Source organism: Nocardia sp. NPDC004718, assembly GCF_053601535.1.
Genome location: NZ_JBSGCA010000082.1, coordinates 1 through 19,501 on the forward strand (window position 1 = coordinate 1; position 19,501 = coordinate 19,501).

General features: G+C 65.8%; 14 protein-coding genes and 3 pseudogenes. 7 read left to right on the plus strand and 10 right to left on the minus strand.

Going from position 1 to position 19,501, the window contains the following annotated elements:
• Positions 1-313: 313 nt before the first annotated feature.
• From ACWEH3_RS33740 to ACWEH3_RS33760, 5 genes and pseudogenes are all read right to left on the minus strand, one after another.
• Complete coding sequence (locus ACWEH3_RS33740) at positions 314-1,003, minus strand: ADP-ribosyltransferase (RefSeq protein ID WP_450026078.1); 690 nt, start codon at positions 1,001-1,003, stop codon at positions 314-316.
• Between the two features lie 71 nt (positions 1,004-1,074).
• Positions 1,075-1,386 (minus strand): helix-turn-helix domain-containing protein, encoded by a 312-nt coding sequence (locus tag ACWEH3_RS33745; protein WP_450026080.1) that lies wholly within the window; start codon positions 1,384-1,386, stop codon positions 1,075-1,077.
• A gap of 169 nt (positions 1,387-1,555) precedes the next feature.
• Positions 1,556-1,771, minus strand: a pseudogene (locus ACWEH3_RS33750) (type II toxin-antitoxin system ParD family antitoxin); the annotation flags it as partial.
• 340 nt (positions 1,772-2,111) lie between these two features.
• Entirely contained in the window at positions 2,112-3,224 is a 1,113-nt protein-coding gene (locus ACWEH3_RS33755; RefSeq protein WP_450026082.1) for a hypothetical protein, read from the minus strand.
• Positions 3,221-3,373, minus strand: coding sequence for a hypothetical protein (locus ACWEH3_RS33760; RefSeq protein ID WP_450026084.1), 153 nt, complete (start codon positions 3,371-3,373; stop codon positions 3,221-3,223). The genes ACWEH3_RS33755 and ACWEH3_RS33760 overlap by 4 nt, the downstream gene beginning before the upstream one ends.
• 255 nt (positions 3,374-3,628) lie before the next feature.
• Here ACWEH3_RS33760 and ACWEH3_RS33765 point away from each other — a divergent pair, with 255 nt between their 5' ends.
• Positions 3,629-5,950 carry a tetratricopeptide repeat protein gene (locus tag ACWEH3_RS33765; protein ID WP_450026086.1) on the plus strand — a complete coding sequence of 774 codons (2,322 nt, stop codon included), beginning with the start codon at positions 3,629-3,631 and terminating at the stop codon, positions 5,948-5,950.
• Here ACWEH3_RS33765 and ACWEH3_RS33770 read toward each other — a convergent pair.
• Positions 5,934-6,338 carry a hypothetical protein gene (locus ACWEH3_RS33770; protein WP_450026088.1) on the minus strand — a complete coding sequence of 135 codons (405 nt, stop codon included), beginning with the start codon at positions 6,336-6,338 and terminating at the stop codon, positions 5,934-5,936. The two genes, ACWEH3_RS33765 and ACWEH3_RS33770, sit on opposite strands and share 17 nt — an antisense overlap.
• A gap of 70 nt (positions 6,339-6,408) precedes the next feature.
• Positions 6,409-8,799 (minus strand): tetratricopeptide repeat protein, encoded by a 2,391-nt coding sequence (locus ACWEH3_RS33775; protein WP_450026090.1) that lies wholly within the window; start codon positions 8,797-8,799, stop codon positions 6,409-6,411.
• A 337-nt stretch (positions 8,800-9,136) separates the two neighbouring features.
• Here ACWEH3_RS33775 and ACWEH3_RS33780 point away from each other — a divergent pair, with 337 nt between their 5' ends.
• The 5 genes and pseudogenes from ACWEH3_RS33780 to ACWEH3_RS33800 form a co-directional block, all read left to right on the plus strand.
• Positions 9,137-9,970: a helix-turn-helix domain-containing protein gene (locus ACWEH3_RS33780; RefSeq protein ID WP_450026092.1), complete on the plus strand. Its 834-nt coding sequence runs from the start codon at positions 9,137-9,139 to the stop codon at positions 9,968-9,970.
• Positions 9,971-10,363: 393 nt separating this feature from the next.
• Positions 10,364-11,230, plus strand: a complete 867-nt coding sequence (locus ACWEH3_RS33785) for a phenylalanine 4-monooxygenase (protein ID WP_450026094.1) — start codon at positions 10,364-10,366, stop codon at positions 11,228-11,230.
• 284 nt (positions 11,231-11,514) lie between these two features.
• Positions 11,515-12,057, plus strand: a complete 543-nt coding sequence (locus ACWEH3_RS33790; protein ID WP_450026096.1) for a B3/B4 domain-containing protein — start codon at positions 11,515-11,517, stop codon at positions 12,055-12,057.
• Positions 12,058-12,662: 605 nt separating this feature from the next.
• Positions 12,663-12,998 carry a DUF732 domain-containing protein gene (locus tag ACWEH3_RS33795; protein WP_450026524.1) on the plus strand — a complete coding sequence of 112 codons (336 nt, stop codon included), beginning with the start codon at positions 12,663-12,665 and terminating at the stop codon, positions 12,996-12,998.
• Between the two features lie 25 nt (positions 12,999-13,023).
• Positions 13,024-13,261: pseudogene (locus tag ACWEH3_RS33800) on the plus strand (transposase); the annotation flags it as partial.
• A 953-nt stretch (positions 13,262-14,214) separates the two neighbouring features.
• Here the strand turns inward: ACWEH3_RS33800 and ACWEH3_RS33805 are convergent.
• Together ACWEH3_RS33805 and ACWEH3_RS33810 are read right to left on the minus strand one after the other, a co-directional pair.
• The gene (locus ACWEH3_RS33805) at positions 14,215-15,621 is read right to left on the minus strand and encodes a selenium-binding protein SBP56-related protein (protein ID WP_450026526.1); all 1,407 of its coding nucleotides are present in this window, start codon (positions 15,619-15,621) and stop codon (positions 14,215-14,217) included.
• Between the two features lie 526 nt (positions 15,622-16,147).
• Positions 16,148-16,337 (minus strand): annotated as a pseudogene (locus tag ACWEH3_RS33810) (hypothetical protein); the annotation flags it as partial.
• Between the two features lie 160 nt (positions 16,338-16,497).
• On the opposite strand from ACWEH3_RS33810, the gene ACWEH3_RS33815 reads away from it, so the two are divergent.
• The gene (locus tag ACWEH3_RS33815) at positions 16,498-17,601 is read left to right on the plus strand and encodes an NAD(P)/FAD-dependent oxidoreductase (protein ID WP_450026528.1); all 1,104 of its coding nucleotides are present in this window, start codon (positions 16,498-16,500) and stop codon (positions 17,599-17,601) included.
• 100 nt (positions 17,602-17,701) lie between these two features.
• Here ACWEH3_RS33815 and ACWEH3_RS33820 read toward each other — a convergent pair whose 3' ends face one another.
• The gene (locus ACWEH3_RS33820; RefSeq protein ID WP_450026530.1) at positions 17,702-18,901 is read right to left on the minus strand and encodes a low temperature requirement protein A; all 1,200 of its coding nucleotides are present in this window, start codon (positions 18,899-18,901) and stop codon (positions 17,702-17,704) included.
• Between the last annotated feature and the right edge of the window lie 600 nt (positions 18,902-19,501).

Below are 19,501 nucleotides of genomic sequence, written 5' to 3' on the forward strand. Positions count from 1 at the left end.
GAAGTTCAGGTGAGGTTAGTGCTCACCTGCCGGGGCTACCGGCACCGAGTCTGCCCTACTGGCTGGCCCGGTAACTCCCATTAGCAGCGGCAAACGAAGCACAGCGCCATGTCGGCGATCCGGGCTCGCGTCGGTCCTCGTGCAGTACCGACGGTCGGGGTTCAGATCGTGAATGTCGCACCACGGATCCTTGGCCTGGCTGGAACCCTTTCAGAAATTCCCACCACGAATCGATACCGTGGTGGTCCCCCGGCCAGGGCGATTCGATCTCGCCGTCGTAATTCCGATAGAGTTCTTTCAGGTGCTTGCAGGATTACAACTCACGCATGCTGATCTTGGTAACCCCCGTTACCCTGTTGTATCGACGGCGCGTCACCTCGAAGCTGGTCCCGTCCGTAAACAGGACCTCCTTCTCGTGGGGTTTGTTGGAATACGCGGAAATATTCTTCGCATGTTTCGACTTGATTTTGAACTTGACTCTGCCTTCAATGAAGTGTCCCCCTCTTCGTCTAGCGCTGGTGAACGACTCCTCGGTAACGAGGTTTCCACGTCGATAACGCGCCAGTATCTCCTCCGGAATGTCGGCTTCACGAAAAACCGTTCCCCGGAAATCCGGAAGTTTCGCCAGTGCGGTCCGGAGGGCTTTGATCCGTGCGTGGACGATCGGGTTGATCTGCCCGGTTCTTAGCGCCCGATTGATCGATTCGTTGCCTCCTTTGATGTAGTCCACGATGGCGTCCACATCCCCGTGATCCAGTTCCAGGCGTCTGGCCGTGCTCGTCGGCCGCGCGTGCACAATATCGGTACCCGGCTGAGGTCTCCCCGAATCACTGGGATGGGCCTGTCCCTTCGACCCTGGGGAACCACCAGCAGAGTCGGCTTCACTGGCAAGAACCCGCCTCTTACCTGCCAGGTCGGCGTTTTCCGCCTCCCACGCAGCCGTCTTTGCCCCATCACTGATTTCGCGCACGACCCTCGCATCGTGTTCAACTGCCTCGCCCACCCGAAGGATCCTCGGGACTGCTCGCTCACGAAGAATTCGGGCGATGGTCCTGCTAAACCGCACCTCGACTCCTACCCGTTCATGGCGGTGTCACCGCATGTCGTGGTGTTGTCGCGTTGGAAGGTGCGGTAGACGGTGGGCCGGGAGACGTCGAACACCTCGGCGAGGTCGGCGATGGTGTACTCGCCGGTGGCGTGCATACGCCGCAGCTCGGTGCGCTGTTTGGCCGAGAGTTTGGGTTGGCGGCCGCGGAGGCGGCCCTTGGCGCGCGCGACGGCCATGCCCTCGCGGGTGCGCCTGCGCAGCAGGTCGACTTCGAACTCGGCGAAGGTGGCCAGAATGTTGAAGAACATCTTGCCCATCGGGTTGTGCGGGTCGTACACCTAGCCAAGCCAAGCACCTACCGCACCCAACCGCAGCCCAAACCGATCACAACGCCATCGCCGCTGGTCCAGCCATATGTGTTGTTTTTCGCGCGGTTACTACCGGAACCCCGTGTAGTCGTAGATCTGTTCGAGGTCGGCGTGGGCAGGGGGTTGAGCAGATGCCGGCTCACCGGCGCCGGGCCTGCGCCCGCTTGCGGGCCAGGAACTCCTCGCCGTCGAACGGCAGGCCGGGGCCGGCGTTCTCAGCCTCGATGAGGGCCTCACGCACCGCACGCAGCTTGGTCTCACGATCCTCGAGCAGCCGCAGGGCGGCACGGACAACGTCGCTGACCGAGCCGTAGCGGCCCGAACCGACCTCGGCTTCGATGAACTCGAGGTAGTGACCGGGGTCTGGGCCGCCGCTCGGGCACTGGTCGAAACGCCGCGGGCTCGGTCGTTCTCCACGGGCCGGGCCCTGCGGTGTGGTGAACCGTATCGACCGAGGCATCTGATCGGTGTGCGGGGCCGGTCGGGGCGTGAAGGCCCGCTCGTGGTGAGGAGTGATCGTGAAAGTGTGAGCGGGCCTTGTCGTCGCCGTGTGACGTGTGGCTCACGGGGTGACGCAATCAGCGGATACGCCCGAGAACCCCGGCCGAGCAGGGAATGGATGTCGAGCCGGGGCCTCGGGCTGCCTAGTTGTTGCGGGTCGTGACGTTGGTGATGTGGGGTGTGGGGTGGCAATCTCAGGTTCGTGGAACCAGTGCGTCGAGGAGTGTGCGAAGGCGGGGGTCGCAGTCCTGTTCATGGCCTATCCAGGCGCGGATCTGGTGCACGAATTCGTTGCTGCCGCGGACGAGGTCGGCGTACCAGGCCGAGTTCCGAACCGATTCACCGGGGTCCGACGCGGCCGTGGCACGATCCGCGAATGTCGAAGCGACTCGAGCAACTGCGAGGCTCAGAATGCTTCGCAGGCCTTCACGCAGCCTGGGATCGTCGTAGGGCGCTCGGATCAGTGACGGATCGATATGTGCGAGTGGGTGCGGGTCGTACCGCGCGCGCGGCACGCGGGGCCGCCTGTCCGGGCCGAACCCGGCGGGGCTGCAATGGCTGCCCTGCACGAGTCTCTCGACGGCGAGGATCGCGGTGCGGTGCAGGAACGTGAGTCTCCGGTCCGTCGGTAGCGGGCCGCGGATCGCGTCGCCGTCGTTTTCGTTCGGGCCGTCGAGATGCAGTACGTAGCCCCGTTTACTGCCGGGATGCGGATCCGCGGTGGCAGCCGCGTGAAACGCGAGATGCCCTACGAAGGTTGTCTGGGGGTAGGCGGCGGCCAGCATCTCCTGGATGCTGCCTTTCAAGCCGGTATCGACGAGGTGGACGACTGATCCGGGTGCTCCGATCGGGACGCCGTTGGCCAGGAAATAGGCGGTGAGCCGGTGCCAGGCACCGCGGGAGTCGCCGCTGTCGGCTGGTTGTCCCCGATAGCGCTCGATACCAGGAAAGACCGCGCTGGTGTGGTTCTCCAGTGCGCACAGTGCGCTGTCGACCAGGCGGCGCGACAGGTACAGCGGGACGCAGCGTGCCGCGTAGAACTCGGGAGCGAACGCCGCGAACACGTGGCCGAAGTTGAATCCGTCACGTCCCTGGAATACGACCGTCGCGCCGGGATCGGCCGTGGTCGCCGCGACGATCTCGGGCAACATGTCGACAGCCACCTTCGTGACGAAGGGTGCCAGATACTGCTGGGCCACCAGCGTGGCGTCGTGCAAGGCGCGGACGCGCGCAGGAGTGTTGAGTTGGAAAGCGGCGGAGAGTATTTGGATTGTGAGCGGCTCGAGGCCCAGCGGATTGGTATTCATCGTCCCGAGAGCAGACTCATCGCCACGGCGATCCTGGTCACCAGGAGCTGGATCGATGCGGTGGTCTGGGGCGCGGCCCTGCGGTTGTGCTCGATGGTCTCGATCAACTCGGCGAGAGCGGCGTGCACCGTATCGAGCGTCGCATTCACCAATCGAAGCTCGATGTCAGGACGGTCCGGGACGGGCGTCGTCCTGAATTCCCTCACCGGAGGTTCGTGCGGTGGCTCCGGCGCGGTGCTCCTCGGGTTTATCGTGTGGTTAGTCATGGACGTAGAGTCGTTGCGGTGCTTGATGTCCGGCAACGGTGTCCGGCGCATTCCCGTACCGGACCACTCGGCGAGTACTGGTGAGCCGCCGACTCGTCCGGCGATTTCGTCCGGCGGCGGATCGAGGTCGGAGGTGACGTGACGGGTCGGAGAGGCGACGCTCGCTCCCGCTTCCACGCTGCGATCGAACGCGCGGTGCGCCACTTCGGCGGCGATCGGGCCGCTGCGGATCGCAGCGGCATCAGCAAGAGCGTGTGGTACGACGCCAAACGAGGGCGCGCGATTCCGGATCGTTCCGCCACCTGGCCCGCGATGCGTGCCGTACTGGTCGAGGTGCCCACGGCGGTGACGAAAGTCGACGACTGGGAGGCGCTCTACTCGAAGGTTCTCGCCGAGAGCGGTCGCTCCGAGGCCGACCCGACGCGGGAACGCCGGGTTCCTGTCCGGCCGGTGCCGCGTCAGTTGCCCCCGGGCGTGCGGGGTTTCATCGGCCGCGATGAGCAACTCGCGCTGCTGGACGAGTTGGTGCGGCCCGGCGACACCGGCGTCGCGATTGTGGTGATCACCGGCCGGCCCGGAGTGGGGAAGACCGCGCTCGCGGTGCGGTGGGCTGGGCTGCGAAGTGACAGCTTCTCGGACGGGGTCCTGTATGCCGATCTCCGAGGCTGGAGCGTCGGTGGGCCGGTGCGTCCGGAGGCGGTTCTACCGGGTTGGCTGCGTGCCCTCGGGGTCGACCCGGCCACGGTCCCCGATGACATGGACAGCCGTTCGGCCCTGCTGCGGACCCTGCTCGACGACCGCCGGCTCTTGCTGGTTCTGGACAACGTTCGCGACGAAGACCAGGTCCGACCTCTGTTGCCCGCCGCGAAATCCTGCGCGGCATTGGTGACCAGCAGGCAGGTCCTGACCGGCTTGGCGGTCCGCTACGGCGCCGAGATCGTCGAGGTGCCCCCGCTGTCCGACGACGAGTCGTTGAGCTTGCTTCGCGACTCGCTCGGCGCACGGGCAGGCGTCGAGGAGTCCACGTCGCCACTGATCTCCATGTGCGCCGGGCTGCCGCTGACACTGCGTATCGTCGCGCAGACACTGAAGGCGCGCCCTGCCCTGCCGGTGTCGTCGTTCGTGACCGAGTTGGCCGACGACAGCCGTCGGCTCAGCGTTCTGGAGAACGACGATCCCAGCTCCGACCCGCGCACGATTGTCTCGTGGTCCTATCACCAGTTGCGCGAAGACGTGGCGACAACCTTCGGATTACTCGGGTTGATCCCCGGCACCGGTATCCACATCGATGCCATCGCCGCGGTGGCGGGTGTGGACCGTGCGACAGCAGCGCGGCAGCTACGTGCACTCGACCGCGCCCACCTGGTCACCCTTACCGATTCTCGGCGCGTCGAGCTGCACGACCTCGTGCACCGCTACGCGGCCGAACTCGGTGCGAACTCGCGTGACTCGCCCGCGGCCCCGGCGCTGGAGCGCCTCTTCGACTACTACCTGCATACAACGCGCAGAGCCGACGAACTGCTCGAGCCGCTCCGGTACCGCATCGAGTTGTCGGCGACCAGCGTAGAGGCGACGCCGTTGCATACCTTTGAGGAAGCGCTGTCGTGGCTGGAGGCCGAGCGGGCGACGATGGTCGCGCTGTGCGAGCGGGACCATCCGGCTCTGGACTCCGCGCGTTGGCGACTGGCATTTCTATTGCGGGGCTACTTCTTCAGGACCCTGAGACTCTTCGAGTGGGTGTCCAGCCACGAGCAAGCCGTGCGGGCTGCGGTGCGATCGGGCGATCGGCTCGGCGAGGCGATGAGTCGCGCCAACCTCGGAGTGGCATGGCACAAGCAAGGTGACGACGACGCGGCGCTGGCGCAGTACCGAATCGCCCGCGAACTTTTCGAAACGCAGGCCGACCAACGAGGTTTCGCGAACACCTTGGCGCACGAGGCGGCGGTGTGTCGACGCCGCGGTGAGTTCGCCGAGGCGATCCGGTTGGATTGGGCCGCGCTGGAGACCTACCTCGAGATCGGGACGCGTCGCAACGTCGCGATCACGCTCCGGGGTATCGGCATCTCGGAGTCCGCTGTGGGGCAGTGGGCTCGCGCGGCAGAACACCTCGAAGAGTCCCGAAGCATCGCGCGAGAGTTGGGCATGCACATGGATGCCGCCAGAGCGGCGAACGGACTCGGGTGGCTGCACATACGCGCCGGGAGGGCCGCGGCGGCCGAAGAGGCGTTCCTCGACGCGATCGACTCCGACGCGCGGTCAGGTGGTCGGTACGAGACGGCGATGGCGCTGCACGGCCTGGGAACCGTCGCGGAATCACAGGGTTGTACCGAGCAAGCGGAATACCTGTGGACGGAGGCTTCGGGGATGCTGGAGGGCATGGGCTCCCCCCGGGCAGCGGAGGTACGCGCCGATCTGGCGCGTTTGTCGGAGCCTGGAGCCGGGACTACTCGGGCCGACTGACGCGTTCGGCGATCCACCGGTGGATAAGCTTCGCTGTCCGCGCGTCGTGCGGTCCCGCCTCTCCGGCCTCGGTGGCATCCGCGAGCCCTTCGTACGCGTCCAGCGCCAGCACCTCTGCGGATTCGAGTTGCCCGTCGAGATGATCGGCGAAGGCGAGCGCGTATGCCAGATAGCTGCGCGCGACCAAGGTGCGCGGATCATCGTTCCCGTAGGTGGCGGCTCGATGCTCGTGCATCGCCAACGCGGTCTCGACCAAGTCGATCTCGTCGTCCACCGCGTCGCTGTCGAGGCGTACCTTCGAGGCCGCCGGGGCGCTATCCGGCAGCTCCGCGGTCTCTCGATCGGCGGTCGTGAGATCGCGTATATGTCCCCGAATGAGATTTGCCATCGTGTGTCTGGTGTCGGGGTGATCCGGACCTTGACGATGCAGCCGTCGAGACAGCAGCGACTCGAAACTGTCATCCTCGTGGTTCATTCAGTTCCTCCCGCACGATCAGCATGTTTTCCAGGGCGTCCATGGTGTCGGGGTGCTCGGGTCCGAGCTTCAGTGTGCACCGCCGGTAGACGTCGGTGAGTAGCGGCAGAGCCGACTCGCGGTCGCCCAGCGCGCGATAGCTCAGAGCCAGGCCGTGCAGTGCGTCCAGGGCATCCCGGTCATCGGGGCGAGCGATGGTCTGCCAACGGTTACAGGCGAGAATCCATAGGCGGTGCGCAACACGTCGGTGAAAGTTTCGCTGCCCGGGTGAGTCACCGAGTCGGCCGCGGAATACCGCGAGGTTGTTCCAGGCGACCACCGTCTCCCTATGCGTGGGACCCATGTTCCGGTTGTATCGTCGGCCTCGGTAGACGCGCACCTGGGTGTCATAGGCCGCATGGTGGTGGCCCATCTTGTATTGCAGGACAGCGAGATTGTTCATCGCGGTCAGGGTTTCCGGCCCGTTCTCGCCGCATTCGGCGCGCAGCAGGTCGACCACACGTTCTTTGAGGAGCGCGGCCACTGTGTGCTCACCGGCGAATTCGTGAGCCACCGCCAGGCCGTTGAGAGCGACGCAATGGGTATACCGGCCGACCGTTTCGATCGTGCAGGAATCGTAGAGCAGTTGGTAGATCTCCAGCGCTTGCCGGTCCACATCGATGTGGACTCGTCCCGCTTCATTGAGTAGGTTCCGTTCCTTCTCGCCTACCTGCCAGCGATCACCCACGAGATCGAAGCCCGCAACGGCACGAATGTGCGGGAGGTATTCCCGAATCCACGGGTGCCGCCTGCTCTCGTGCGTGCCCTCCACGGCGGCGGTGAGTTCGGCCACCGCCGCGTCCCGAAACTTCTGGCGGCCGGGTGTTCCGACCAGAAGGCGGAGAGCACGCGTGATGAGTGCGTGCATTCGGACCGTAGATTCGTTCGCCTCTAGCAACGCCCGCGCGTACGCCGACCTGATTCCCGCGGTGAGGTGTTGCTCGTCGGCGTCTGCCACCGAGGACACGATCGAATCGAGCAAGGCGCGCGGAATCGGTGCCGCTGCCAGCGTGCTCGCACCGAGCACCACATCGCGCCCGGCCTTGTCGAGTGAATGGAAGGAACGCAGTAGGACACGGCTGAAGGGGACTGCGCATCCAGCGGGCAGCCCCGGTATCGACTGGGCCATTTCGAGTTCGTCGGGCACGGCAGCGGTCAACAGGGTGCGCAGGTCCGCATACCCGGTGAAATCGGCGGTGGTGGTCAGACCTGCCGCGATCGTCAGTCCGAGAGGGTGCTGACTCAACATCGACACAATCGCGCGGACATCGCCCGATTCCGTCGCCGCGGGGAGCTGATAGGCGGTGAGTATGCCTGCGGCGGAATCGGGATCGAGTGGACCCAAAGCGACGGTGGCGGAGGCGAATCGTTCGGGATTACGCGTGGTGATCAGAGTTCGGCCCGCTCCGGTGGGTGCACACAGCGATATCACATCTTCCGGGGCAGCTCCGGTCGGAATATCGTCGAGAATCCACAGATAGGGTAGACCCAGCGCTTCGAGTCCCGCGGCGACCTCGCTCGGCCCCTCCACGTCCAGCCTTTCGGCAATCACGACCAAGTGCTCTTCGAAGCGGCTTCGCAACGCGTACGGGGACGAGGCGTCGCCTTGGTCGCCGCTGCCACCGAAATCGAGCAGGAATACGCCGCCCGGATGATCTCGTCCGAACACGCGCGCGTAGTGCAGGCACACGGAGGTCTTTCCCAGGCCCCCGGCACCGGTTACCGATACCACCGGCAGCCCGCGATCCCGATTGCGTTCTCGCGCGCGCAGGCCCGAATGAATCTCCCACAATTCCGCATACCGTCCACGGAAGAATCGCTCGGTCGGGCGCTCGCGCGGATACCAGTCCAAGCGTGGCATCTCTGTGGGCGCATCCCCGAACACCCCCGTATGAGAGCGCACGTTGGTGACGATCTTCTCGACCAGGACGGCAGGTGGCAGGCCTCCGAACGGGAGCCGTTGAGCGGTGAGCTGTTTTGGACGGACGTCGTCAAAAGGGATGCCCCGCACGATCGCCATCACCCGCGAAGTGTCTCCGGCATCGAGGTGGTCCGCCGCCAGTAGCGCGACATGCAATTCCTCACGGCAGTGCGGACTGCGCGCGAAATTCTCGGTCATCAATGCGACGAGAGTGCGCGAGCGCGCCAATGCCTCGGCGATCGATGTCGACAGAGGAGCCCAGTCCTCGCCCGTGACGACATCGAGGAACACCCGTAGACCACGGGCGACGAGTTCGGCGCGAAGTGCGTCGGCCGCGGCGAAGTCCTCGAACTTGTAGCACAGGAAGACGTGGTAGAAGCTGTCCGCGGAGACAAGTGACGGGGGATTTGTCACGGACACCTCGCAACGTCGACGGCACACGCTCGGCGACTCGCTCACGCGATCGCGTCACGCCACAATCGTAGTAGTGCTCGCGTGCGCGCCACGAGGACCAACGATCGTGGCCCTGCCGCTCCCAGGGCATGGCCGGCCGGGTGTGACCCGATCTCGGCCGCGGCGCGATCCTCCCTCGAGTTCCACCTGTATACCTCGGTGGTTGCCGGTTTCCCTGTGATGACGGTCAACTTCCGCCGGGCGGTGGACAATGGGACGGCCGACGTAAGTAACGGCGGACGGCGCGAACCCGCTGGGTACGATCGACGTTGGTCCCCTTACCGATGGAGACGATGCCATGCCTCGCCCGGAGCGGTTGCTGGATCCGTCAGCGGGTCCGATCCAAGCCTTCGCGGCTGAGCTGCGGAAGTTGCGCTCGGAGGCGGGGAACCCTAAGTACCTCCAGATGGCCCGCATCTCGGGTCGTTCCCGTACCGCACTCTCGGAAGCCGCCGGGGGCGACCATCTCCCGACGTGGGAGACCACGGAAGCGTTTGTCAAGGCCTGTGGGGGCGACGTTGGGGCGTGGCTGATCAGATGGGAGAGCGCCCAGGAACAGCTGGCACAGTGGGCAAGTCGCCCGTCCACTGGGGCCCACGGCGCCGTGTCAGAGCCCCAGGCGGACCCGCTGTCGCTTGCCGCCGACCCGGAGCCGACTCGGACACCGTCAACCGAGCAGCGCGACAACGATGTCGCGATCTTGCTGCGGTTGTGGCAGGAGCAGCGCACACAGGGCAGACAGTCCGAGAACCACCGCGCCGTGATGACGTCGGTGGTAGTCATCGGGGCGGTCGGAGGAATGGGTTACGTAGCAGCCCAACCGGGCTCCAGCCCGATCTCGGCTGCGGTGGGCCTCGCAGTGGCGTCGTTGGGGCTCTTCGGTGCGCTGATCTCAGCGAAGTACTACGAGCGATTCAAGATGCACATGGATGCCGCCCAGTTGATTCGCCGCCGACTGGACGGTATGTATCCAGAGTTGTCGCTCGAGGATGATTGGGCCGCCAATCGACGACAGCACGAAGGCAGCTATCCGCTGTTGTCTCGCATCCGGCTGGAACATCTGTGGATAGCGGCGCACCTCGGGATCTCCCTGCTGGGCGTGGTGGTGACTGTCGTCGAATCGATCCGTTGAGGCTCCCAGATCGCAGTTCGACTCCTGCTCACGCGTCGCGCCGCCGCTGACTGCCGGCAGCGGAACCGGCGCATTCTGTTCGGCGAGCAATCGAGTCGCTGACCAACGCGGCAGGTAGTCCGTCGCCGCCGCGGGTAGTCCGTCGCCCGCCTCCGACAACCGGTTCACGCGATAGAACGGACCAAGAACGTGTCCGTTGAAGTTCCTTCCGCAAACGCTGGGTCATCGGGATCGTCGATTGTCTCGGCCTGAGGAAACGCCACGTTCCGACATTGGAGCAAGCAACGGCTGTTGGGCTGGACGAGTCCGGGGCGTAGTCCCGCTGTCGACCAGGTGGACTACTTTTCCGCACGCGCAGTACGGCCGCAAATACACCGTGAGGGGACAGTGAGAGTGTTTACGGAAGCAGGGCGGTACGCGCGTATTATTGTCGAGGAAGACGGTGTGGTGCGGACGATACTGCCCGCCGACCATCCCGGGTTCGGCGACTTCGCTTACCAGAGTGAACGAGATGCGGTCGCACGGGCGGCGGCGCACCACAGGTGGGGAGAGCCGGCACCGGACATCCAGTACTCCGAGGACTCCGAAAGTTGCTGGCGAACGATGTATTCCGCGCTGATGGAACGCCATCAGCGAAAGGTGCACCCCGAACTCCTGCGGTCCGCCGACCGGTTGAACCTGCCTTCGGGCCGGATACCTCAGATGCGTGAAGTCTCCGAGGTCCTGCTTTCACTGACGGGATTCCGGTTCTCGCCCGCTGCGGGTATCGTGCCGCTGAACGAATTCTACGCGCCGTTGGCGGACGGCATCTTCCAGGCAACGCAATTCGTCCGCCACCATTCGAGGCCGCTGTTTTCCCCTGAGCCCGACATGGCGCACGAAGTCATAGGTCACGGAACCATGCTCGCCAGCGAAGAATTCGCCGAAATGTACCGGATCTTCGGTGTGGCTGCGAAGCGTCTGGCAAGCAATCGGTCCGCGCTGCACGTCCTGTCGCGGGTCTTCTGGTACACGATGGAATACGGCGTGGTCGTTGACGATGGACGAATGCTCGCATGCGGTGCAAGCCTGCTCTCCTCATACGGAGAGCTCGATGAGTTCCAGGACGCATCCATGCGTCCGGCAGACGTGGATGCCATGGTGGCGCAGGATTACGGAACACATGATTATCAACCCGTACTGTTCTTTACGGAATCGCTCGATGAACTGATGTCGTTCGTGACGCATTTCTGTGCCGATATCTCACTGCTCGGCTGCTAGGGGCGAAGCTCCAGCCGTGGCATCGAGTCGGCTGGAAGAAATTCCCGGTGTACAAACGTTGGGCAACGGAAAGGTGGAATTCGAAGGTGGTAGACAACCTCCTCGGGCGCACGATGAAAATACGCGTGGACACGTCGATCTTCGACATGCGGCCAGATTTCCGGCGTGGTCTGGTCGTCGTCCGGAAGGTCCGAAACTGTCCGTCGAGTCTCGAACTGGTCGACAGGCTGCGAGCGGCAGAGCGGCAAGTCCGGGACTCCCTCGACATCGCGACGTTGGCGCAAATGCCGCAGATCTCCGATTGGCGGAGTACTTTCAAAGCCTTCGGAGCCGACCCGGGGAAGTTCCGCGCAGCGGGCGAAGCGCTCGTACGCCGAGCGCTCGCCGGGAATGCTCTACCGGCGATATCGACCGTCGTCGACATCGGGACTGTGCTATCCCTTCGCCACCTCATCCCGTGCGGAGCGCACTCGCTCGACGACGTGAAAAGTGAACTTCTGCTGACGCGGGCCGTCGGCGACGAGATCTTCGTGCCCTTCATGAACGAGGGCGCCGTCGAACACCCCGAGGCAGGCGAGGTGATCTTCGTCGACGATAAGCAGGTCGCCACTCGGCGCTGGGCTTGGCGGCAAGGGGCGCACACGATCGTTCGACCGGGGACCGAGAACTTCGAACTCAACATCGACTGCCTGGGTTCGGTTACCGACGACCAACTCCACGCGGCGATCTCCGAAGCCGTCGACCTGATCGGAGAATTCTGCGGCGAGCCCGATATCTCGACCGGCGTCCTGGACAAGAACAATCCATCGTTCACTGTCGTCGAATGACAAATATGCGTCGAGATCGCTGGCCCATGAAACCTAGGGCCGGCCAGCACATGCGCCTGGCAAGGACGAACTCTTCCCGCCCTACACGACAGTTGCGTTCAGTGGAGCCTCAGACATACGGATGCTGCGAAAATACTTCCGACCCCGCAGGACGTTGTGGCCGAGGAAGTCTCGGCGTGGCGGGCTGGTTCCGCTGAATGTGTCGCGCGGGCGGCGGCGGAGCACTACCGGATGAAGCCGCCGCCGCCCGCGCGGGCCACCGGCCGCGGGCCCATGTGCGGCTGGTCGGGGCGCGACTATTCTGATCCGATCGGGCACGGTCTCAGGTGCGCCCAGGCGGGTACGAACGCGCTCGTACGCATCGCGGCGGTGCACGGCCGCCGCCTGACGGGGAGGGTGCCGCGACCGACAGCAGTACTGACCAGCGCCGGAAAAACAAACCTCGCGCTATCGTGCGCGGCCCCGTCCGCGCAACGGGCCCTTCCCGTGCGTCCAGCGCGCCACAGGGGGTGGCCGACTCATCCCTGGGGTGGCTACTTCCGGGAGCGCCGGGGCGGAATCATTAAATCTCACAGCCACAACACCTCTCGAACAGGAACCACATCATGGGGATCACCCGCAACCGCTTCCGCACCTTCGCCGTCGCGACCGCCGTCACCGCCGCCGCGCTCGGCGCAACCGTGCTGGGCGGTGCCACCGCCACCGCCGACCCGAGTGCCGAGGGTTCCTTCCTCGAGGAGATCAGCATCAACAACGCCACCCTGCCCGGCAAGAAGGCCGACGAGATGGTCGCCGCCGGGTACGCGACCTGCGACCACCTGCGCGGCGGCACCTCGGTACTCGACGAGATCTCCACGGTGGAGACCACCTACCACTTCCACCAGGGCGCGCTCTTCGTCAGCGCCGCCACCACCAACCTGTGCCCCGGGTTCGCCGGCTAGTAGTGCCTTGTTGGGTGTGGCGGGGATGTGTTCTGCTGCAGTGGTGTTGGGTGAGGAGATCGACGTTGTCCGTCCGGTGATCGAGAAGTTCGTCGCGGAGATGTTCGCCGGGTTCGCGCGCCGGGATCAACGGGCCATGGGGGCAGCTGTACTTGCGTGGGTTGCTCGCCGATGGCAAGCGTAAGTCGATGCAACCGATGGCAGACCGTCTCGGGGTGGGTCATCAGCAGTTGCAACAGTTCGTGACGACCTCGACCTGGGACCACCGATGTCCGGGCCTGGCTGACCGGGTGGGCGGCCCGGTCGGGCGGTACATGCGGTTGCATGGGCCGACGGGGTTCGGGTGTTCATCGAGCACGGTCCACGCGCGCTGCGCACCGGCTGGATCTCCCAGATCCTCGGTGATCGGGACGGGGGTGTGTCCGGAGGGTGGCGCCGACGGCTTGGTGCCGGCCGAGGGCTGCGGGTTCGTGGCGCTCATGCGACTGTCCGATGCGCTGGCGGCGGATATTCGGGGTGATCCGCGGGATCGGCCTGTCGAACGATGGCCGCGGCGCCGGGCTCCTCGTGCCGTCGCAGGCCGGGCAGCTCGAGGCGATACGCGACTCCCGGCCCCGGCCCGTGGGTTGTCTCGGCTCCTGACGCGTCGGGAGCGTCATTCGCCGAGAAACTCACCCGGCAGTTGGACGGTGTCGGCCCAGAGGCGCGGCAGGTGTTCGCCGAGATCGTGGTGCTCAATGTGCTGCCGCTGGTGAACGTCAAGCAGCACACAAAACTCGAACTGATCCGGAAGGCTCTGCGCCTACTCTCCAGCCGGACGGTTCGGGCCGTCGGGCAGAAACTCCGCAGCCAAACCTTTGCGCAGCGCCTCCCGATTGGCTCCGCGGCAATCCCGCGCAAGCGTTCGGCCACCACGATTCGGCAACTGGAGCGAGCCGCACATGCCGCACCACAGCGTGCGCTCACACGGTGTTCTGCTCGAAACCATGTGGTCTGCAGCCGGTTTCGGTCCGATACACTGTCGCGCCAACCCCCACTAAGCTCACCAGCCCGACGAGGCTGCTAGCTTCAAACCCCAAGCCGCTTGGGGCTTTCGGCGAGCGCCTCTGGGGACGATCTCTCCTAGCGCCAACAGCGTGTCCGAGGTTCGACGTGTGCGGACACTTCGCCGACCGGGCATACGCGGTAGAGATTTAGTGGTCCCCGCTCGTCCCGACTACTGGTAGCAGTAGGAGTCGGAGGAAGCGTCGCCGCCCTGGAGGCGCACCTGGTGCACCCGCAGACCTCGAAAGTCCTCGTCGTGCGGGAAGAACGACTCGTCGACGGTCATTCCGCCGTCGGGATCGATGCGCATCACGGCCATCCAGGCGCCAACCCCATCTGGGTAGAACTGGTCGTCCCACGCGCCATAGAGCGAATTGGTGAGGTAGACCCGCCGACCGTTACGGCTGATCTCGACCATCTGGGGGCCGCCGGCAAGCGGCTGGTTCGGCGCGGCCGGGTGGGCGGTGCGGCCCACGATTCCGCCGAGCCGGACCGACCCGGTCTCTTTCGGGTCGGCCGGGTCGCGCACGTCGAACTGTTTCAGCTCCCCGGTACCCCAGCACGAGACGTAGAGGTATGCGTCGTCGACCGACAGGTCGATGTCGGTGACCAGCGGCGGCACCGCGCCGAACGGTTTCAGTGCCGGCGGCAGCAGATCGGGATCGGCCGGCTCGGCCGGGATGGTGATCACCTTGTCGACCGCCCACACGCCGCCATCGCGGTGCCAACGCCACACGGAGGCCGACAGATCCTCGGTCGAGATCACCACGCCGACGAACCCCCAAGCGGCGTCCGGATCGTGTGACGGGCGCAGCTCGAGTGCCATCTGGTATTGCTCGCCGAGATCGATCCGCTGCTGGTGCCGACCGGCGCTGAGGTCCCAGAAGTGGATCGCGTGGCCGTACTTGTCGGCCAGCAGCAGCTCCGGGTTCAGCCCGTCCTCGATCATGGCTGGGGTGCCCCACTCGCTGCTGATCAGCGTGTTCTGGTTGAGATGCCACCAGGCGTCGTACGCGAGGTATTGCGGCCCACGGTCGGTCTCCCATTGCCGCAGCACATCGAACGTGCCGTGATCGAGCAGCGCGATCCCGCCCGGCCCGTCCGATCCCTCGGCCCCGCCGAGGCAGGTCATGAACACACCGTCCGGCCCGCAGTGCAGCGTGTGTGGACGGGAGTAGCCGGCCTTGGCCGCGAGCTCGGAGCTGTCCACGATCTTGGACAGGGTGGGCTGGCGTGGGTCGGGCTGGGTGTCGAACACGTACAGGCGCGACGAGCGCAGACCCGGCACGATCAGGTACCGCCGAGCCAGCCCCTCAATCTGGTGGCCCTCGTGCTTCAGCGCGCTGCTGCAGGCGTTCCAGCCGAAATGGTGCAGCTCGTTGCCCAGGTGGGGTACCTCGGTCCAACCCACCACCAGGCCGTAGGTGGCCGAGCCCGGATCCACATCGATTACTGACAGCGCATCTGGCTTCTGTGCCGCGCGGTCGAACGCAACAACGTATGCGAGCCGCTCCGGTGGCGCGGCCGCCGCCTCCGCCGCGCTCCGATAGAAGGTCGGGTCCAAGTCGGAGTGATGCATTTCCAGCCTCCTTCATGTCGATAGGCGGAAACCCACGCACCTCGCCCGATCTGGCGGTGCCGAGGCGAGCGCGACCCGTGTGGTCGCGTGCCGTATGGCGCGGGCAGGCAATAACCAGTCTCGGCCTATCGACGCAGATCCACCAGCTACCGCCGGCGCGGCGGCAGAGTGCGCGGTAGGGCGCAGTTACGTGCACGTCGTACCGGTAGACGCCCCGGCCGGTGCACCATCACGCACTAAGGGGACTCGAACACTGACCCCCACTCAGGAGTTCCTGATCCCTTCGCCCACCACAATGGCGCTCCAGCCCTGCCTTGCCGCGGCGAGCGGGTCGGGGATCGTGCAGAACGTGAAGGGGGTAACTACGCGAACGCAATAAAATCGCAAGCCATTGACCTGCTGTTCTGTAGTTCTGTGGAGAGCATGGACGCGCAGGTACTTCGCGGCCGCCATCTCCTGCTGGTACCGGAGGCAAGCTGCCTGCGGGACTCGGGACAAGGCAGGGCTTCCGCCCGATTCGGGATGGTCAGTCACAGCAGTCGCAGTCGTGCCCGGTGCTGCGGTCGGTGGTGGCAAGTGCGGTCGGTGCCGGGCAGCAAGTGTCGCCCTGCCAGGCGTTGCGCCTTCGCGCACCGCGATGGCGGCGATCACCAGCGCGGCGATCGGGTCGCCCACGACCAGCCGAACAGACGGTTGAGGCCCAGTCCGATCAGTAGGGTCGGTTTCCTGATTCGTGGGTCCGGGGGTCCTTCCCTTCACCGGCCGGTGGTGTGATGCTGGATCGTGTCCACCACCTCCGAGCAGGAGACCCGCCATGGCCACCAAGGCGCTGCTGGTCCGACTCGAAGCCGAACCCAGGCGCAGGTGTAAACCATCGTGAACGCTGCGGATATCGGGGTCGTCGGGGCGGGCATCGTCGGGCTGTCCACCGCCTACGCACTGCTGAGCGCGGGCGAGTCGGTCCGGGTGTACGAACGGGGGTTGCCGGGCAATGCCCAGTCCGGCGGTGAAGCCAGAATTTTTCGCCATGCCCACGACGACCCCCGGCTGGTGGCATTCGCGCGGGACAGCCGTGCTATCTGGGACCAATGGGCGCAGCAGCTGGGCAGAGAGCTGATCTCGGCTGACGGCGTGGTCGCGATCGGTGCCGGCGTTGAGCAGCGGCTGGCGATCCTGGAACGGGTCGGTGGGGTGCGGGCACGTCGCATCGAGCCCGACGAACTTGCGCAGCGGATGCCGCTGTTGGCCGCCTACGAGGGTCCTGCGATGCTCGATGAGGCGGGCGGGGCGATCCGGACGCGGGCCGCGATCGATGGGCTCGCCGCCTCGATCGGTGACGCTCTGGTGGTTGACGAGGTGCTATCGGTAGCGCCCACCGGGCGAGGCACCATCGAGGTCCAGACCGGCGGCGCACGGGTCGAACACGCAGCCGTGGTGGTGTGCGCGGGCCAGGGAACCGCACGGCTGGCACGCGGAGTGGGGATATCGCTTCCGGTGCGCTCGGCAGCGCACGTGCGGGTCACCTTCGATGTGCGCGAGCGGTTTCAGCGACTCGCATGCCTGCAGGACAGCAGCGGCGAATTCGGTGAGACCGGCATTTACGCCGCGACGATGCCCGGCAACCGGCAGTACGCGGTGGGACTCAGTGAGACCCTCGAATTGCGCGACGACGGCAGCTTTCTCCAGCCGGCCCAGCTCGCCGCGCTGGCCGACCGGGCCGGTAACTACGTGCGCCGGGCTCTGCCCGGGCTGGATCCCGAGCCGGTGGACTACCGCCACTGCTGGGTGACCGACCTGCCCTGGAGTGAGGACGGAGTGGCGATCTGGGAGGCCGACGGCATCTACTTCATCGCCGGTCACAATCTGTTCAAGCAGGCCCCCGGGCTCGGCCGAGCGCTCGCGCAGGCGGCCCTCGGCGCGGAGCTGGCCGTCGAACTGCGTCCTGAGTCGACCCTTGGTCGACCGGTGCTCTCGGCGTGAGCAGACACGACCCCTGAACATGGAAAACTGAGGAACCTCTGCATGTGCTCCTCAGCAGAACGTCGGGAGCTAGGCGGTGCTTACGCCAGTGGAGTCGTTCTCACCGTACGGATCCCGCTATGCCGGTGCCTATCTGCGGGCGCCGCCACAGCTCCCATGCGAGTCGCAGGACTCCGATCGCGGTAAGCACGGTCAGCGACAAGACGGCGGGGACGGAAATCGCCACCGGAAAGACGAGGAGGGCCGCGGCGGCGGTGAGGAGCCGATCGCGGGTGAGCCGACGGTGGTCACGCCATCGGTAGGCCACCTCGCCGGCGTAGAACAGTGCCACCCCACCGGTGAGGGCGAGAGCGGCCAGCGGCGCCAGCGGCTCATCGATGTGTTCCACCGAAACCCGGGCCCCTAGGGCGAAGAAGACAATCCCCGCGACGAGCGGCAGGTGCAGGTAGCTGTAGGCGTCGCGCGCCAACCGCACCCGATCGGCACCGGATGTTCGCCGCATGCGTTCTTCGGCGCCGGCGGTGAGGCCGAAGTAGGTCCACCACAGCGTGGCCGAGATCAGCACCCCGAGAACCACGGCCCCGAGGACACCGGCATGGCGCAGGTCTCCGGTTGCCCCCGCCCCCATCGCGACGATCGTCTCGCCCAGCGCGATGATGATGACCGAACCGTGGCGCTCGATGAAATACGAGGGCACGACCCGAAATCCGCGGATTCCTGCTATCAGGGGACTGCCGAAGTCGACCGCCGCCGCCGCGAGCCACAGCAACTCACGATAGGGGGAGGCCACAAAAGCAGCGGCAACGATCAAGACCGGCCCGACGACCAGGCCCGGCGCCAGTCGGCGGATCGCCGACGCCAATCCATCCTCCTCTCGGGATGACGAGGCGAGGAACATCCCGACGTTGATGAGACGGACGGCAAGCAATGCGAGCCCGAAAACGAGGGCCCCGGTGGTGAATGCGGTCGGCAGTGCGATCGCCGCGATGAGCATCGCCGCCATCGCGACGATGATCGACGTCGTGTACGTCACCCGCGCCGTGTCGAACGTGTTGGTCAGCCAGGCGTAGCACACCCACGCCCACCACAGCGCAAGCAGAGCGAGCACACCCCGGCCGAAACCCTGCCAGGAGATGTCACTGAGCATCAGGTGGGTGACCTGCGACATCGCGAACACGAAGGTGAGGTCGAAGAACAACTCCAGGTTGCCCACCGACCGCCCATTCGACTCCTGCGATCCGTCGGTGTCGGGCTCGCGGCCGGCGGATCCCCCGGCGGCGTTGCCGTCGTCGACCGTCATCGCCGACCAGTGGTCATGATCATCGCCCGTTGCTATTCACCAGTGACGTTGTTCTCCGATATCACCTTCTCGGGGGTGACCCGCACCAGCAGCATCCCTCGCCCGCATGGAGCCGACCGTACTCCTGCGCTCGCTCCGCCCCGACGTAGCGGCGTCCGTTGAGAGTGGAGGCGCGCAGCACCTCATCCGAATCGGTGCCGACGCTGGATAGAGCGAGGCGCCAACGCACCGCCACGGGTCGCAGCAAACTCACCGCAGGGATCGAGCGCTTCGCGACCACCCGGTTTCCCAGACCACTACATTTTCTAGGCCGTGCCATCGCGACCACTTTCATGCCCGACCCGCCGCTGCGCGCGCACGCCATCGATCGACCGTCGCAATGGCCGCATGGCTCGCACGCACGACCATGAAGGTGCTGGACACTGGTCACCACCCGCCTTCTCGCGGATCCGCGTGGAGACCATCACAGATCGCCGTCGGCGCATGACCGCAGCTGGCGGCACAGCAGCGTCGGCGCATGAGCACCGCCGCATGGCCGCGCATCGGGTGGACCCGCGGCCGTGGGGTCCCCCCGGCGCGGTGGCCGGGCGGCGGGCCCTC